Raw genomic sequence first — 15,694 nt, forward strand, 5'->3', positions numbered from 1 at the left:
AGTTGTCAACCAAGTTGAAAGGATTGACCTTTCAAAACTGAACACGAGTGAAGAAGCTGTTTGTGCTCTTAGAGCACTTGACTGGTTCGTTTCAGAACCGAGTCTCCATAGAAAGGAGGTGATCCAGCCGCACCTTCCGATACGGCTACCTTGTTACGACTTCACCCCAATCATCTACCCCACCTTCGGCGGCTGGCCCCTTGCGGTTACCTCACCGACTTCGGGTGTTGTAAACTCTCGTGGTGTGACGGGCGGTGTGTACAAGACCCGGGAACGTATTCACCGCGGCATGCTGATCCGCGATTACTAGCAATTCCGACTTCATGCAGGCGAGTTGCAGCCTGCAATCCGAACTGAGATCGCCTTTTTAGGATTGGCTCCAGATCGCTCCTTCGCTTCCCGTTGTAACGACCATTGTAGTACGTGTGTAGCCCAGGTCATAAGGGGCATGATGATTTGACGTCATCCCCACCTTCCTCCGGTTTGTCACCGGCAGTCATCTTAGAGTGCCCACCCGAAGTGCTGGCAACTAAGATCAAGGGTTGCGCTCGTTGCGGGACTTAACCCAACATCTCACGACACGAGCTGACGACAACCATGCACCACCTGTCTCCTCTGCCCCGAAGGGAAGCCCTATCTCTAGAGCGGTCAGAGGGATGTCAAGACCTGGTAAGGTTCTTCGCGTTGCTTCGAATTAAACCACATACTCCACTGCTTGTGCGGGTCCCCGTCAATTCCTTTGAGTTTCACTCTTGCGAGCGTACTCCCCAGGCGGCATGCTTACTGTGTTTACTTCGGCACCGAGGAATCGAATCCCCGACACCTAGCATGCATCGTTTACGGCGTGGACTACCAGGGTATCTAATCCTGTTTGCTCCCCACGCTTTCGCGCCTCAGCGTCAGTTATAGGCCAGAAAGTCGCCTTCGCCACTGGTGTTCCTCCACATCTCTACGCATTTCACCGCTACACGTGGAATTCCACTTTCCTCTCCTACACTCAAGCCATCCAGTTTTCGATGCGAACCGGGGTTGAGCCCCGGGCTTAAACACCAAACTTAAATAGCCGCCTGCGCGCGCTTTACGCCCAATAATTCCGGACAACGCTTGCCCCCTACGTATTACCGCGGCTGCTGGCACGTAGTTAGCCGGGGCTTTCTTCTCCTATACCGTCACACAAAGCGCAGTTACTCGCCTTGCTGTTCGTCTAGGGCAACAGAGCTTTACGATCCGAAAACCTTCATCACTCACGCGGCGTTGCTCCGTCAGACTTTCGTCCATTGCGGAAGATTCCCTACTGCTGCCTCCCGTAGGAGTCTGGGCCGTGTCTCAGTCCCAGTGTGGCCGTTCACCCTCTCAGGTCGGCTACGCATCGTCGCCTTGGTGAGCCGTTACCTCACCAACTAGCTAATGCGCCGCAGGCCCATCTGTAAGCCACAGCTTGCACCGTGTTTCATGATCTCTCCATGCAGAGAAACCAGCTATCCGGTCTTAGCTATCGTTTCCGATAGTTATCCCGATCTTACAGGCAGGTTACCTACGTGTTACTCACCCGTCCGCCGCTAGCTTGTCCCCGAAGGGACAAGCCCGCTCGACTTGCATGTATTAGGCACGCCGCCAGCGTTCGTCCTGAGCCAGGATCAAACTCTCCAATAAGGTAAACCTATTGTTAAGCTGAATAAGCTCATTTTCAAAGCTGACGAGATTTTACAATCTCTTTGTTTAAAGTCGAAAAATCGACTCACTTCTTCACTCGTTGTTCAGTTTTCAAAGAACAATTTCTTTCGTTCACTGCCGCGTTACCGGAGCAGCGAGAAGTAATATACCACAGTTCCAAACATGAATGCAAGCTTTTTTTAAAACTTTGTCGGAAACTGATGATTTCTTTGTTACGATAGCTTCTTTGCTTGTCCTTAGCATGCTTTCGTTGTCACCAACGACCAACACTGCTAAAAGCAACGAGGAATAATGTACCACGTTCTGCAATCAATTGCAACCTTTGTTTATAAAATAGTTGAATTGATTTTATATTCAGTACTCACTTGTAATAACCGGCGTACCTGCTGTTAGCCTCCACACTCCAGTATCCGATTCACGGTGAAGTGCGATTTGCAGTTCAATTGGATTGCTTCCGCTCTTGATGAAATGATGAAAGCCTGCAGATACCAGGGATACACTAATGGTCCCTTGATCGGTATATGACTCTGCCACTTGTCCCTTAAACGTATGTACCATTTGATTCATGAAATGACTTGGGTCCTCGTCTCGACTTAACTGCTGCTGTGAAACCATTCCTTGCACCATGACATTCCACTGACCTTCCACAGAAAGCTTGTCCCAGTGCTGATCGGCAGCTTCCTGCCATTTTAGCATTTCAGCTAGCTGCTCCTCTGAAGAAGCATCTAGACGAAGCACTACGTAACAAGCACTGCTGTTTTGAGGCTCAGCTACAATGAGCGTCAGCGAGGAGCTCTGCAGCGCATTGGTTACAGCCGAATATACGGGATGTCCGTTAGATTCACTGAGTTCGTGGTTCACTGGCAAACCAAACTCCTCTGACAATTCGCTGCCGACTCGTACCAGCTCATCTTTAGAAGTCCCGCAGGAGCCATAAAATCCCGTGTATTTAAATGTGATATGATCGGTTTCGGACATATATGGTTTCATACTTTCTAGCAGATACTGCGAATCGTTTTCCCCTTGTGCATCAGCATGACGAACCCAACCGAATATAAAGCTTGTGATTGCCAGCCAGATCATGGAGAATAACCATAGTTTTTTCATAAAAAAGGCACCTCTTTACTAAAATCTTTGATTCTAGTAATTAGGATGCCCGAATCTAGTACTATTTAAACGATTATCGAGTAGATTCAAAGAATTCGATTCGTTCGCCGTCTAGGCCGTTAAAGAAGAAGTATCTGGAGCCGTTTGGCAAAGTTGTTAATTGTTCGTCCAGCTGCTCCACACCAAGACCTTGGATCCTTGCGTACTCCTCATCAATGTGATCCACGGTAAAAGCAAGATGATGAACTTTCCCTTCCTGAGGAAGGTTAGCATTGTAGCCTTCGATCAGTTCAACTTCGGTTTCTCCATGAACGTCAAAGCCCAAGAACGCCAGTCGAATGACTCCATTGGTATGTAATAGAGTTCCTTTATGCTTGAGACCGATGACTTCCTCATAAAAACGAATAGATGCTTCTAAATTGGCGACCATGATACCGACATGCTCCATTTTTTTCACTGCCATTGAAATTACCTCCATTTCAAAATACGCGCTTTGTTCATTTTATCGGATTTTAGATGGAATCACCAGTGAAGGAGCGTGCCTATATTCAACGCCTTGCATCGGAGTTGATGACGAAAAAGCTTTTAGAGAATTGCTTATATTGTGTGAAAAGAAGTGAGGCTTGTGTTGGCTTCGGTTTGCAGCGTACCTTTAGCCATTTCGGAAAAGTGATTGTATACTAGAAGAATCGGCAAGGAGGCGAGGGGCAATGAGATTGTTAAAGCTGCTGCAAATCTATGAGGTTGATGGCATCACACCTAAACATCGATCTGACCGCTTTAATTTTGATGAGATTCAGGGGGAAACCTTTAGAGAGATAAAACCGACCGAAATCGGTTCACCTATGGTATTATCAGGTGTTCATACTTATGCGCCGTTTAAAACGACAAGAGTGCAGGCCATCGACCGGGACGGCTCCGACTTTCGTGTATTAACCCGGAATACCATCTACCATTTTGAAATCCATACGGACCAGGATAACCGACTCCTCCATCGTCCTCAAAGGACAAACGCGTTAGTCAAGGCTGATAAGAATCATAAGTAACACAGATTTACCTTCATTACCTGCAAAAAAGCCACTTAATCCACGTGAACCGCACCTCCATGATAGATCTTGTCTAGCTTTTGGAGTGAAGTTCAGCCGCGGTTAGTGGCTTTTGTTGTCTCTTGAATATCAGAAATGGAAACCTGCCAGCACGACCTGCAGGAGTAATTCGAGCGTGGCTTTCCTTTCGGCTCAATACGTCTTTTTGTACAGCTTTTCAAGGCTATCGACAGGCTCATAATGCCCGACTTTATCCGCATAAAGGAGTGACTCTTTGCTGCCTAGACCCAAGAACCCGGATGCGCAGAGACTTTCATGAAACAAATCCATCGTGCGGTTTTGCAAGGACATATCAAAGTAGATCAAGACGTTGCGGCAGACGATGACGTGAAATTCATTAAAAGAACGGTCTGTCACCAAGTTATGCTGAAAGAATGTGATTCTCTGCATCAGACGGGAAGCAAAGTACGCATACTCATGGTCCGTTGTGTAGTACGATGAGAACTCTCGAATACCGCCGGACTGAAGGTAGTTCTTGGTATATCCTTGCATGCGTGATAACGGATAAGCTCTGCTGCGCGCTTTATTCACAACATCACCGTTCATGTCCGTCGCATAGATGCTCGTCTTATTGAGCAAGCCCTCTTCTTCGAGAAGAATCGCCATGGAAAGGACTTCCTCACCTGTAGAGCAGCCGGCGTGCCAGATGCGGATTTCCGGGAGCTCCCTAAGTTGAGGAGCTATCTTGCTGCGAAACGCCCGAAAGAAGCTTGGGTCGCGAAACATCTCAGTCACATTAATAGAGAAGTCCTTGATCAACCGTTCTCCCATGGAGCGGTCGTGCAATATTTTTTCCAGTAAGGCAGTTATCGTTGTCAATTTCTCCAGCTTAATGCGGTTCTGAATTCTGCGTCGGATGGAGCTTCTTACATAGCTTCGAAAATCGTAACCATAGTAGCGATGCAGCCCTTCAAGGAGCAGATCAATCTCTATGGATTCCCGTTCCTCTTCATGCTGCTCTCCCCAATCCTCGAAATTCGATTCATCGTATACCATGCATGCCACCCCCGGCTTCTAATTTGTCAGCCATACACGCATCAGGGAAAACAATTGATTCAAATGGAGCGGTTTACTGATGTAATCAGAGGCTCCTGCCTCCAGGCAAATTTCGCGGTCGTGCTTCATCGCTTTAGCCGTTAATGCGATAATCGGAAGATTCTCATAATGCGCTCGTTTTCTGATCTCACGCATCGCTTCATAGCCGTCCATGACCGGCATCATGATGTCCATCAGAACCAGATCTACCTTCATTCCCTTCTCCAGCTGTTCCAGACACTCCCCGCCATCGTGAGCGACGATTACGATCATGCCTTCGTTCTCAAGCGCGTTAGTCAGAGCAAACACGTTCCGAACGTCATCATCGACAACTAATACCCGTTTTCCTTTGAAGGTGCTGGTTTCCGGCATCGCAGGCGCAAGTCCGGATTCCTTCTCCATAACGGAATCATGATTAACTTGTACCGGACGTGCAGCTTGAGAGGCTGCAGCTTCTCTCCAAGCTCCTTGAGAGTCACTGTGCTCCGGAATTAGAGAAGGGATGTAGACGGTAAATGTGCTGCCATGGCCTTCTTTACTTTCCAAGGTCAAGCAGCCCCCCAGCAGCTGGATGAGCTCACGGGATATAGACAGCCCCAGCCCTGTTCCACCGTATTTTCGATTCGTTGTGCCATCCGCTTGTTGAAAAGCTTCAAAGATGAGGGAATGCTTGTCCTTAGGAATACCTATTCCCGTATCTGTAACTGAAATAGCCAACACCTCGGCGTTCCCTGCTTTAGGCAGCAGCAGCATGACACGCTCACGTTCACATAAAGACATTTTAAGACTAACTGATCCCTCATGAGTAAATTTAAAGGCGTTAGCCAACAGGTTTTTAACGATCTGCTGAACTCTGTGCCCGTCTGTGTAAACATGCTGTGGAACATTGGCATCCACCACAACTTCAAAGCTAAGTTTTCTGTGCTCGGCTTGTGGAGTGAACTCCGTTTGAATGAGTTCAGCCAATTCAGGCATGAGAACCCCATCAATGTGAATATCGAGCACACCCGCTTCTACTTTGGAAAGATCCAATATATCGTTAATGAGTACTAGCAAATCCCTACCTGAAGAGTGAATGACACGGGCATATTCCTGCTCATCCTTTGAGAGCCGTCCCTCCTGATTGTCAGCAAGCATTTGGGATAGAATCAGCATACTATTCAGCGGGGTGCGGAGCTCATGGGACATATTGGCCAGAAATTCTGATTTGTACTGCGAGCCTTGCTTCAATTGTTTGGCATATTCCTCTAATTCAACCTTAATTATTTCCAGTTCTGTAGTCCGCTCATCCGAATAACGAATTTGCTCCTCCAGCTGTTCATTAGTAATTCTCAGTTCTTCTTGCTGAGTCTGCAATTCTTCTGCCTGCGTCTGCAGCTCTTCGGTCAGTACTTGCGATTCTCTAAGCAGTCGTTCTACCTCTACACGGCTCTCGACACTGTGAATGGTTGTTCCAAAGGATTGCAGTATCTCCTGAAATAATTCCAATTGTGTAGGCGAAAAAAACTGAAAGGATGCTAATTCGATGACAGCAACGACTTGATTGTTGTATTCAACAGGCGCTATAAGCAGACTGCTGGGGTTGCTCGCTCCTAAGCCCGAAGAAATCGAGATATATCCGTTCGGAACCTCCGTCAGATGAAAGATACGGTTCTCCAGAGCGCATTGCCCGACCAAACCTTCGCCCCATTCGATCAGCTCTCCTGCAGCACTGTCTCCTTGGGCCGCAAACGATGCGAGCTTCGTTAATTGCTTCTTGGGGCCTTTCATCGAACGAATGTAAAAAACGCCATAGGCTGCGTCCATCATCTCGGCGATCTTGTTCATAAACAATTGCCCCATCATATTCGTCTCGGTGACTCCTTGCAGCAGAGTGACGATTTCCGTCAAGCGTTCTTGAAGCCAGCGGCTCTCTTCCTGTTTCTCCAGCAATTGATTGGTGGACTCAGCCAAGTCCTTCATCTCGTCGTTAATATGGACATGAATTCTTTGACTGAGCATTCCCTGCGATGAGGCAATTCTAGCAATCGTACGGTTAATCTGCATGATCGTACCTACGATGGATTTTGAAATAATCAGGGCAACGACGATGGAAAATATAGCCACAAATAGGATAATTCCATATATAGTATTCGTTAGAATTAGATTGCTCTCATCCAGCTGGTTCGCTCTTAGCTCCGTCAGCTCCTTTTCCTTTGTCCGAAATGCATCAAGCCATTCACGGATCTGTGCCATATCGACACTACCCTTATCGTCTTTATAGAAACTTGCAATCTGGCCTTCTTTGCCCGCTTGCTTCAATTCCATCAAGGGAACGGCCGTTTCGTTCAGCCAATGTTCAATTAATGACCGAACGGACGCTAAGTTTTTTAATTGCTCAGGATTATCTGATATGAGTCTAACCAGCTTGCTGTACGATTCCTGCCAATGTACCTGGTTATCCTCGTAGGCACTTAAATAAGACTCCATACCGGTAAGAAGGTAGCCCCTCTGCTCCGTTTCCATTCCTATGACATATTTTTCTAGGCGGCTAGTCTCATCACGTACTTCAAAATCATGTTGAATCACATAATTGCGATCGTTCTGCATGGATGCAACCTGATTGTTAACTAAAATGAATGATATGGATGTGCATATAATAATAAAAATATAACCTAATAGAATCTTAAGTCTTATCCCCATTCGAAGGTTCTGCCACAATCTTGAATCACTTCCTTTTTTCATGGTTAATTCTCCTATTATATTATTTTTAAAAAATAGATGAAAGTTTCGCAAAGTCACTTTACTACAGTGACGCATTAATGTATTATTTTATTATCGCACTAAAGTTATAGTGTTGGAAAGGAGCTTACTTATGTCAAATTATCCTGTTACCGGTTCGATTCGGCCTCGTGAGGCGCTGCAAGTTATGAAGCCGTATTCCCCTGGGAAGCCCATCTGGGAGGTCCAGCAAGAATGGGGACTTGAGAAAGTTATCAAGCTTGCCTCAAACGAAAATCCGCTCGGACCTTCTCCCAAAGCAGCCGCAGCCATTCAAGCCTGCCTATCGGATTTAAACCGATATCCCGATGCGGACACGAGCGTGTTAAAAGAAGCAATAGCAGCCAAGCTGGGATTCACGAGTGAACAATTGATCGTCACAAACGGTGCGGGGGAGCTGATTACTCTAATTTCAGAAGCGTTCCTGGAAGCGAATGATGAAATTGTTGTTCCTTCTCCCACCTTCAGTGAATATGAGTTTGGAGCTGCATTGATGGGGACGCGTCTCATCACTGTTCCACTGCTTACGAAGGACAGGTATGACGTGGATGGTATCCTTGCAGCTGTTACCGAGCGGACCAAAATCGTATATATTTGTTCCCCTAACAATCCAACTGGGACTTATATGAGTAAGCCAGAGCTTCAGCGTCTGATGGACACTCTCCCCGGACATGTACTTACCGTTTTCGACGGAGCATACAGCGAATTTGCCGATGCGGCGGATTACAGCGACGGGCTTGAATTGGTGAGGCGGGGCTATCCCATTCTGATCATCCGAACCTTTTCCAAAGTATATGGACTAGCGGGAATTCGCGTGGGGTATGGAATCGCCGATGGCTCCATCGTGAATGCGATTCGCCAAGTCAAAGAGCCGTTCAACGTGAATGCCCTGGCACAGGCAGGCGCCATCGCTGCCCTTGAGGATGATGAGCATCTGGAAGCAACCCGGGAGTCGAACCGTCGCGGAAGGAAACAGCTGTATGAAGGTCTCTCTCAGCTAGGAATGCACTGTGAGGAAAGCATGAGCAACTTCCTATGGGTCAGGCTCGGAACAGATGCCGGGCTGCTTTATAACCAGTTGATGCAGCGCGGTGTTATTGTACGCTATGGAGGCAACTGGGGATACCCTGAGCATGTGAGGATTTCGGTCGGCAGCTTCGAGGAGAATGAACGGCTTCTCAAGGAGCTTCGGACGCTGCTGTAAGACGAAAAAGCAGATCATAAAACCGTAGGCGTTAGCGAAAATTAGCATAGCTAAAGCACTCCGTAATATGGGCCCTGGGCCCTTGGCTTCGAGTTCACCACATCTGCTAGGAGTCTCCCCGAGTAAACACAGTTAAAAACCCTTTCCGCATCATGGAGTGCCCCCCTTATAATAGACATTGGAAAAACCCCTGGGTAAACCGATGAATTATTAGGGGGGCATTTCTATGGCGATCAAAGGACAAACGTTTAGACATTATCCAGAATCCATCAAGACAGAGGCTATTCGTTTACATGAGGTGGAGGGTTGGAGCTACCGAGAAATCACAGAACATTTGGGGATATATGATAAGGGACGGGTCAAGAAGTGGATGAGTAAATACCGTGAGTGCGGCGAAGAAAGTTTTAAGGACAAGCGTGGAGGCCCCTTTCGAGCAGAGACAGAGCAAGAGCGACTAATTCGACAGTTGCAATTAGAGGTAGATGTGCTAAAAAAGTGGTTACAAATCTTGAGTCGGGAGGTGCACAAGATAAATACTACGTCATAGATGAGTTGAAGGAGCAGCAAAGCGTGAAAGAGTTATGTTCTTATTTGGGAGTAAGCAGAAGTGGTTACTACGCCTATGTAAAGCGTAGGACAACAGATCCTGATGGAGAACTAAAGCTCAAAATCTTGGCGATCTACGAGCAGCGTAAGAAGATTCTAGGGTACCGCCGTATTCAAGATGAGTTGTATCGTCAGCATAACCTTATCGTCAATCATAAGAAGGTTTTGCGCCTTATGCAAGAACTTGGCATCAAGTCAATTATCCGCCGCAAATATAAGTATCAAACGAGTCATGAAGCAGCTATATCCGACGGGAGAGTGGCCGAGAACTTGCTAAAGCGGAACTTCCATGCCGACGGTCCAAATCAAAAGTGGGTTACAGATGTTACGCAATATCGTGTGTTCGATGATCGGGTCTACTTATCGGCCATAAAGGATCTCTGGAACGGCGAAATTGTGGCTTATCACATCAGTAACCGTAACGACAATCCGCTTGTATTAGATACGTTTAGAAAAGCATTTAAAGCGCATAAAGACGTGTCTGGATTGATCGTTCACAGCGATCAAGGAAGCCAGTACACGTCTCATGCTTACCACGACATGCTGCCAAAGGTTGGCGCCCGAATCAGCATGTCCCGCCGAGGCAATTGTTATGATAATGCCTCTATGGAAAGTTTCTTCTCTCATTTGAAAGTGGAAGCTCTCTATCCCTATGATATCCGAAGTATCGAGGAAGTACAAAGGCGAATTGAGGAATTTATTCGATTTTATAACGAGGAAAGAGCACAGAAAAAACTAAACAAGCTGACTCCGGTTGAGTACCGGCGCCAGCTTGTTGCCTAGGGCTTTTTTCAATGTCTACTAAATGGGGTCTTGACCATCATAGACGGAAAGGGTTTTTATGCTAGTGATCGGATGCGGGCTGTCCTTGCGGGAGATCATAAATACGCGGAGTTGCCGCGGAGTTTCTAATTAAGACCTCGCCCCGAATTAGAATAGTTTCTGCCGGGAGGTCACGGTTGGCCATGCGCCAAAACAATACATCCGCCCCCCGTTTGCCGAGCGTTTCCTTCGTTACATTGACGGTAGTCAGCTCCGGCATATTCGGATATTCAGGATCTATGTTGTCGAATCCTGTTACCGACACATCCTCAGGCACGGAGAGTCCTAGTGATCTTAGCGCTTGAACGACTGAGAAGGCGATGCGGTCATTCGCACACACTAGTGCGGAAGGCAGGGTGTTGCGTCCAATATGAGGCTTGAGAATTTCACGAATTTGCTCTTCCTGAATTTGACTGTCCAGCTCCTCTAGGTGCAAGAGCTTCTCGAAAGGTTCGGGACGATAGGCAAGTCCCGCTTCTTCCAATGCTTCTCGAAATCCTTGCCAGCGCTCCAGAAAGCTCTTCGAAAATTTAGTGTTACCGACGAAATGAATGCTGCGGTGGTCCAGTCCCAGCAAATATTGTACGATCCGATAGGCACTCTCGCGATTGCCCGCGAACACCTGGTCAGCCGAAATAAAGGGATCGTCGTGGTCAAGGAGTATCAGCGGCAAGCCAAGCCGATGCACCTCCAAAAGCAAGGAACGCGAAATCGCTCCTACACCGATGACGCCGGCCAAGCTTTGCGGACGCAAGCTTCCGTTCAAGCCCTCCGCTGAATTCAGCGTCAAGGTAAGCATGTCGGCGCCCCGGCGCCCCAATTCTCTGGAGATGCCCTCTAAAATTTTGCCCCAGTAGCTGGAATCGCTGGTCTGGTGGCGAATATTGGGCATTAGAACAAGTACCGTGCTGCGCCCTTCTTCGATTCCAGCAAAACGCTTCTCTGGATCAATATCCACTAGCGCCGCAGGCTTCTTCCTGAGTTAAATAGCCCAGCTGGCCCGCCATGAGCAGTACCCGCTGGCGAGTTGCTGCGCTCACTCCCGACTTCCCGGAAAGCGCTTTGGACACAACATATTTAGAGACACCGAGCCGGTCGGCTATATCTTGCATCGTAATTTTTTGAGTCACATTCATTCACCCATCCTATGTTAATCGCCTATGGAGCATGTTGACTCCACCTAACTGTTAGCATAATATTATCATAACAAGATAATTAATGACTATATATTTCCCTAAAAGATTGGAGTCCTGTTATCATGACTACTTCCCACACCATATCTCAAACCAAGTCAGACTTGCTTCACAGCATGCACAAGGAAGCGCAACAGATTTTGGCTTTCTGGGCCAATCATACACAAGACCTTGAACACGGAGGCTTCATCGGTGCGATCGACAGCGACATGACTGTTCAAAGCAAAAGCCCCAAAGGACTTGTTCTGAACAGCCGAATCCTCTGGACGTTCTCCAAAGGTTACCGCCTGTTGAAAAACGATGAATATTTGCAAATAGCCGGCCGTGCCTATGAATATTTGTCCAAACATTTTTACGATTCCACTTACGGAGGGTACTACTGGTCCGTTGATTACCAAGGTCAGCCACTAGAAACCAGAAAGCATATCTACGGCCAAGCATTTACTCTATATGCCCTCTCCGAATACCACATGGCCTGCGGCTCTGCAGAGGCGCTTGAACGCGCGCAGAAGCTGTATGCCGAAATGGAAGCCTATTGTTATGATAGTGTAAACAAAGGGTATTTTGAAGCCTTTTCTCGAAATTGGTCTCTTCCTGTCGCAGAAGAACGATTGAATATTTACACACAAGATGATGCCAAGAGCATGAATTCCCATTTACACATCATGGAAGCTTACACCAACCTGCTTCGCGCCTGGGATTTCCCACATTTACGGAATAAGCTGAAAGAGCTGATCGAGGTCACGATTGACCATATCGTAGATCGTCCAAAAGGTGCTTTCGCCTTATATTTTGATGAGAAGTGGCAGGTAAAAAGCGACGAGATCTCTTACGGCCACGATATTGAGGGAAGCTGGCTTCTTGACGAAGCCGCCCATGTGCTGGGTGACGAAGGCCTGATCAGCAGAGTCAAGCAGATCGCTTTGGAAATGGCGGAAGCGGTATATGAACACGGATTGGATACCGACGGTGCGCTCTGGAATGAAGCCAACGGCGAGGGCGAGATCATCGACAGCGATAAAGACTGGTGGCCGCAAGCCGAAGCCGTGGTTGGTTTCATCAATGCCTATACCTCATCAGGGGATGAGAAGTTTGTACACGCTGCCGTGAAGGCTTGGGAATTTATCGAGAATACGCTGATCGATAAAGAGCATGGAGAATGGTTCGGCAAGGTTTCCAAGGACGGCATTCCTTACGCGGATTACCAAAAAACGAACGCATGGAAATGTCCTTATCATAACGGCCGTGCCTGCTTCGAGATAATAGAACGATTGGGTCACAGCGAATAAATCATAGGGGGAGAGCTTCATCTCCCCACAAACAAAACACTCCCTATACAGATGATGAGCCGTATCCTGGCTGCTCTCCTGCATAGGGAGTATTTCTTTATAGAACGCTGCTATTTGCTGCGATAGAATGCCTCTACGGTTGCGCTTGCCGTTTTTTTGTACATACAGTAGTCGTCATTGCCCGCTGCTTCTTCCTCGCTGTACAACTTGGCTGGCCAGTCCCACAGCATAAAGCCATAAAACCACGGCTTACTGCCGATCTTATCGAACATGACACGGTAGAAGTCATCCTGCTCTTTCATGCTTGGAGCACCTTCGAGCCCCCAGTCATTCGGCAGCATAGACGAGCCAGTGCGACTCGGACAGCCGGTTTCCATAAAGAAGAACGGCTTATCATGCTTGGCAGCGAAGGCTTCCAGAACTTCCACTCGCTCATCCCAGCTGTCGATCGGATAGTAACCGCTGGAGGAAATAACGTCAACGGCATCCCACCAGGTTACATTGGTTTCTTGATACTTGTCACAGTTATACGTAATGATTCCCGTGTATACTTCCCTTACTTTGGCGATCAGCACTCTCCACTCATCGGCCCGGCGGTCGGTCTGCACCATTTCACAGCCTACGCAGAACATCTCGCATCCAGTTTCCTGCGCAATCTTGGCATAGTGGAGAACGAATTCCGTATAGCTGGCAAACCAATCCCTCCACTTGGGCTCACATGGAACATCAACATCGAAGAAGTTGATATGCGCACGCCAAGTACCGTTCGCACAGTTCACAACGGGTTTCAGGCACACCTTGAGGCCAAGCTTCTTCGCTTTTTCAATCGCCCATAAGACTTCCTCATCGGTTACGATAGGCGCATTTTTATAGTTGATCTCCGTTGCTTGCGGATGATCCTGAAGAGCTGCAAAAGCGATAGCCGTCCAATTCACGCCCAGCTTTGCCATTTCTTCCATCGAAAAGTCCGCTTCTTTCGTGGCCCATGTACCTCTGGTGCCTACCCATCCCCAGGTCATCCCTTTGATATAATCCAGCTTCATGCTTCACACGTCCTGTCTATTGTCGTCGTTGTTATTCTTTCACCGAGCCGCTTACAATGCCGGAGAAAATAAAACGCTGCAAAATCAAGTAAATAATAATCGTTGGTACCATGATAATAAGAATGGCTGCGCAAATCAGCTCCCAGTGAGCCGAGTTCGGTCCTGCAAACCTCATAAGCGAGGTCGAGACGACTCCCAGCTTCTGAGAAGGCATGTAAAGCCAAGGAATGTACATATCGTTGTAGATATTGATCGTTTTGAGAATGACTGCCGTAGCGGTAGCCGGCCCCAGCAAAGGAAAGATGATCGTACGGTAAATCCGAAATAACGATGCCCCTTCCATCATGGCGCTTTCGTCGAGCGAATATGGGATTTTACTGATAAATTGCAGATACAAATAAATCTGAACCGCATCGGTGCTCGCATAGAGAAGAATAGCGGCTCTTTTCGTATTAAACAGATCCAGTGCCTGAATGATGCTGAAGGTCGCAACCTGTGTTGTAATCAGTGGAATAAACGTAGCAACCAGATAGGCTGCAAGGATGAGCCCTTTTCCTTTGAAATTGAAGCGTCCAAGTGCATACGCCACCATTGTGCCCAGAATAATATTGATCACCAGCGCCGAGACGATAATAATACCGGTATTGGCAAAAGCCTGCCCCAGCTTACCCGCTTCAATAACCTTAGCGAAGTTAGCAAAGTGAAAGAAGCTTTCTGGAAAAGCGAACGGACTGGATTCCGCATATTCCTTACCGCTTTTAAAAGCATTCACTACAATGACGTAGGGAGGTGTAATGACGCACAATACAGCAAGCAGCAGAGATGCGTATTTCAGCGTGCTGAGCACGGCATTAGAGAGTCTTGATGTCATGGCTTCCTACTCCTCCCCACGCAGAATGAATTTACGTTGAACGGTTATAACGACAAATACGATGATTAAAAGAACAATCGCCATCGCTGAGCCCAGGCCGAAGTTATTAAACTTAAACGCTACGTCGTTGACTTTCGTGACGAAGGTATCGCTGCCCGGCGCAGCTCCGGTAATGACGTATGGAATATCGAACACCTCAAGCGCTCCGGAAACGGTAAGCAGCATGTTGAGCTCGATGATTTTACGAATGTTGGGAAGCGTAATATAGATCAAGGTTTGGAAGGAATTGGCTCCGTCGATTTTGCTGGCTTCATACAAATCCCCTGGAATCGATTGAAGAACCCCCCAAGTAAATCACCATGTTAAAGCCCATGAACTTCCAGAGGGAAATTGAGGCCAAAGAGATGTTGACGAGTGAAGTGTTGCCTAGCCAGCTCTGCTTATAAGCGCCGAGACCAACCAAATCAAGCAGTGTGTTCAGCGTACCGTGATCGGAGTTAAAAATAAATTGAAACATAAACGCTGTTGCCACGCTGTTAAGAATATACGGAAGAAATAAAAACACCCTGAATAGATTCCGGCCCTTTACCTTGCTGTTCAATATGATAGCAAAATACAGTGCAATAATATTCTGAATAATACCGCCTACAAAGTAATAAAGGTTGTGGCTAAATACACCGAAAATTTCTTCGTTCGAGAAGATTTCCTTATAATTAGCAAGACCAACCCACTTGTAATCCAAGCTAAAACCATCCCAGTCCGTGAAGCTTAACTGGATCAATCTTAGGGCCGGGTAAAACGTGAAAGTAGCGAGCAGAATCAGCGGAATGGTCAAAAAGGAAAACAAAATGATCAATCGCTGGGTTTTATAATTGAAGTTGAACATAACAATCCCTTCTTTACCCGAGAGATAAAAGCCGCCTTAAAGAGTATGGAACAAAAATAGATTACCATGGCTCACATGATAATCTATTTTCGTTCCTT

General features: G+C 47.2%; 15 protein-coding genes and 1 rRNA gene. 5 read left to right on the forward strand and 11 right to left on the reverse strand.

Going from position 1 to position 15,694, the window contains the following annotated elements; all coding sequences use genetic code 11:
• Nucleotides 1-111 precede the first annotated feature (111 nt).
• From L0M14_RS24350 to L0M14_RS24360, 3 genes are all read right to left on the reverse strand, one after another.
• A 16S ribosomal RNA gene (locus tag L0M14_RS24350) occupies nt 112-1,653 on the reverse strand.
• 375 nt (nt 1,654-2,028) lie between these two features.
• Nucleotides 2,029-2,781, reverse strand: coding sequence for a YwmB family TATA-box binding protein (locus L0M14_RS24355; protein WP_235119057.1), 753 nt, complete (start codon nt 2,779-2,781; stop codon nt 2,029-2,031).
• A 73-nt stretch (nt 2,782-2,854) separates the two neighbouring features.
• On the reverse strand, nt 2,855-3,244 hold the full coding sequence (locus L0M14_RS24360; RefSeq protein WP_235119058.1) for a VOC family protein: 390 nt from the start codon (nt 3,242-3,244) through the stop codon (nt 2,855-2,857).
• Between the two features lie 247 nt (nt 3,245-3,491).
• Here L0M14_RS24360 and L0M14_RS24365 point away from each other — a divergent pair, with 247 nt between their 5' ends.
• Nucleotides 3,492-3,827: a hypothetical protein gene (locus tag L0M14_RS24365; protein ID WP_235119059.1), complete on the forward strand. Its 336-nt coding sequence runs from the start codon at nt 3,492-3,494 to the stop codon at nt 3,825-3,827.
• Between the two features lie 192 nt (nt 3,828-4,019).
• On the opposite strand, the gene L0M14_RS24370 is transcribed toward L0M14_RS24365, so the two are convergent.
• A complete protein-coding gene (locus L0M14_RS24370) occupies nt 4,020-4,883 on the reverse strand; it encodes a CheR family methyltransferase (RefSeq protein ID WP_235119060.1) in 864 nt (287 codons plus the stop codon).
• An 18-nt stretch (nt 4,884-4,901) separates the two neighbouring features.
• Complete coding sequence (locus L0M14_RS24375; RefSeq protein ID WP_235119061.1) at nt 4,902-7,646, reverse strand: response regulator; 2,745 nt, start codon at nt 7,644-7,646, stop codon at nt 4,902-4,904.
• Between the two features lie 130 nt (nt 7,647-7,776).
• Between L0M14_RS24375 and hisC the strand changes: the two genes are divergently transcribed.
• The 3 genes from hisC (at nt 7,777) to L0M14_RS24390 (ending at nt 10,275) form a co-directional block, all read left to right on the forward strand.
• Nucleotides 7,777-8,886: a histidinol-phosphate transaminase gene (hisC, locus tag L0M14_RS24380; protein ID WP_235119062.1), complete on the forward strand. Its 1,110-nt coding sequence runs from the start codon at nt 7,777-7,779 to the stop codon at nt 8,884-8,886.
• Between the two features lie 226 nt (nt 8,887-9,112).
• Complete coding sequence (locus L0M14_RS24385; RefSeq protein WP_235119063.1) at nt 9,113-9,433, forward strand: helix-turn-helix domain-containing protein; 321 nt, start codon at nt 9,113-9,115, stop codon at nt 9,431-9,433.
• The gene (locus L0M14_RS24390) at nt 9,382-10,275 is read left to right on the forward strand and encodes an IS3 family transposase (RefSeq protein WP_235119064.1); all 894 of its coding nucleotides are present in this window, start codon (nt 9,382-9,384) and stop codon (nt 10,273-10,275) included. Before L0M14_RS24385 ends, L0M14_RS24390 begins: the two co-directional genes overlap by 52 nt.
• Before the next feature lie 61 nt (nt 10,276-10,336).
• Here L0M14_RS24390 and L0M14_RS24395 read toward each other — a convergent pair whose 3' ends face one another.
• Both L0M14_RS24395 and L0M14_RS24400 read right to left on the reverse strand, forming a co-directional pair.
• On the reverse strand, nt 10,337-11,272 hold the full coding sequence (locus L0M14_RS24395; protein ID WP_235119065.1) for a substrate-binding domain-containing protein: 936 nt from the start codon (nt 11,270-11,272) through the stop codon (nt 10,337-10,339).
• The gene (locus L0M14_RS24400) at nt 11,262-11,450 is read right to left on the reverse strand and encodes a LacI family DNA-binding transcriptional regulator (RefSeq protein WP_235119066.1); all 189 of its coding nucleotides are present in this window, start codon (nt 11,448-11,450) and stop codon (nt 11,262-11,264) included. Before L0M14_RS24400 ends, L0M14_RS24395 begins: the two co-directional genes overlap by 11 nt.
• A gap of 122 nt (nt 11,451-11,572) precedes the next feature.
• On the opposite strand from L0M14_RS24400, the gene L0M14_RS24405 reads away from it, so the two are divergent.
• A complete protein-coding gene (locus L0M14_RS24405; RefSeq protein WP_235119067.1) occupies nt 11,573-12,796 on the forward strand; it encodes an AGE family epimerase/isomerase in 1,224 nt (407 codons plus the stop codon).
• Nucleotides 12,797-12,906: 110 nt separating this feature from the next.
• Here L0M14_RS24405 and L0M14_RS24410 read toward each other — a convergent pair whose 3' ends face one another.
• From L0M14_RS24410 to L0M14_RS24420, 4 genes are read right to left on the reverse strand one after another with little or no spacing between them, the layout of a single operon-like run.
• The gene (locus L0M14_RS24410; protein WP_235119068.1) at nt 12,907-13,839 is read right to left on the reverse strand and encodes a glycoside hydrolase family 113; all 933 of its coding nucleotides are present in this window, start codon (nt 13,837-13,839) and stop codon (nt 12,907-12,909) included.
• 31 nt (nt 13,840-13,870) lie between these two features.
• Complete coding sequence (locus L0M14_RS24415) at nt 13,871-14,710, reverse strand: carbohydrate ABC transporter permease (protein WP_235119069.1); 840 nt, start codon at nt 14,708-14,710, stop codon at nt 13,871-13,873.
• A 6-nt stretch (nt 14,711-14,716) separates the two neighbouring features.
• On the reverse strand, nt 14,717-15,028 hold the full coding sequence (locus L0M14_RS31680) for a carbohydrate ABC transporter permease (protein WP_311198777.1): 312 nt from the start codon (nt 15,026-15,028) through the stop codon (nt 14,717-14,719).
• Nucleotides 15,021-15,596: a carbohydrate ABC transporter permease gene (locus L0M14_RS24420; RefSeq protein ID WP_311198778.1), complete on the reverse strand. Its 576-nt coding sequence runs from the start codon at nt 15,594-15,596 to the stop codon at nt 15,021-15,023. Before L0M14_RS24420 ends, L0M14_RS31680 begins: the two co-directional genes overlap by 8 nt.
• Between the last annotated feature and the right edge of the window lie 98 nt (nt 15,597-15,694).

Origin of the sequence: Paenibacillus hexagrammi (assembly GCF_021513275.1) — a bacterium.
GTDB classification, from domain to species: Bacteria; Bacillota; Bacilli; order Paenibacillales; family NBRC-103111; genus Paenibacillus_E; species Paenibacillus_E hexagrammi.

Excerpts from the sequence above, each read along its gene's own strand:
- L0M14_RS24355 (WP_235119057.1), bottom strand. The coding sequence starts at position 2,781 with ATGAAAAAACTATGGTTATTCTCCATGATCTGGCTGGCAATCACAAGC.
- L0M14_RS24360 (WP_235119058.1), bottom strand. The coding sequence starts at position 3,244 with ATGGCAGTGAAAAAAATGGAGCATGTCGGTATCATGGTCGCCAATTTA.
- L0M14_RS24365 (WP_235119059.1), top strand. The coding sequence starts at position 3,492 with ATGAGATTGTTAAAGCTGCTGCAAATCTATGAGGTTGATGGCATCACA.
- L0M14_RS24370 (WP_235119060.1), bottom strand. The coding sequence starts at position 4,883 with ATGGTATACGATGAATCGAATTTCGAGGATTGGGGAGAGCAGCATGAA.
- L0M14_RS24375 (WP_235119061.1), bottom strand. The coding sequence starts at position 7,646 with ATGAAAAAAGGAAGTGATTCAAGATTGTGGCAGAACCTTCGAATGGGG.
- hisC (WP_235119062.1), top strand. The coding sequence starts at position 7,777 with ATGTCAAATTATCCTGTTACCGGTTCGATTCGGCCTCGTGAGGCGCTG.
- L0M14_RS24385 (WP_235119063.1), top strand. The coding sequence starts at position 9,113 with ATGGCGATCAAAGGACAAACGTTTAGACATTATCCAGAATCCATCAAG.
- L0M14_RS24400 (WP_235119066.1), bottom strand. The coding sequence starts at position 11,450 with ATGAATGTGACTCAAAAAATTACGATGCAAGATATAGCCGACCGGCTC.
- L0M14_RS24405 (WP_235119067.1), top strand. The coding sequence starts at position 11,573 with ATGACTACTTCCCACACCATATCTCAAACCAAGTCAGACTTGCTTCAC.
- L0M14_RS24410 (WP_235119068.1), bottom strand. The coding sequence starts at position 13,839 with ATGAAGCTGGATTATATCAAAGGGATGACCTGGGGATGGGTAGGCACC.
- L0M14_RS24415 (WP_235119069.1), bottom strand. The coding sequence starts at position 14,710 with ATGACATCAAGACTCTCTAATGCCGTGCTCAGCACGCTGAAATACGCA.
- L0M14_RS24420 (WP_311198778.1), bottom strand. The coding sequence starts at position 15,596 with ATGTTCAACTTCAATTATAAAACCCAGCGATTGATCATTTTGTTTTCC.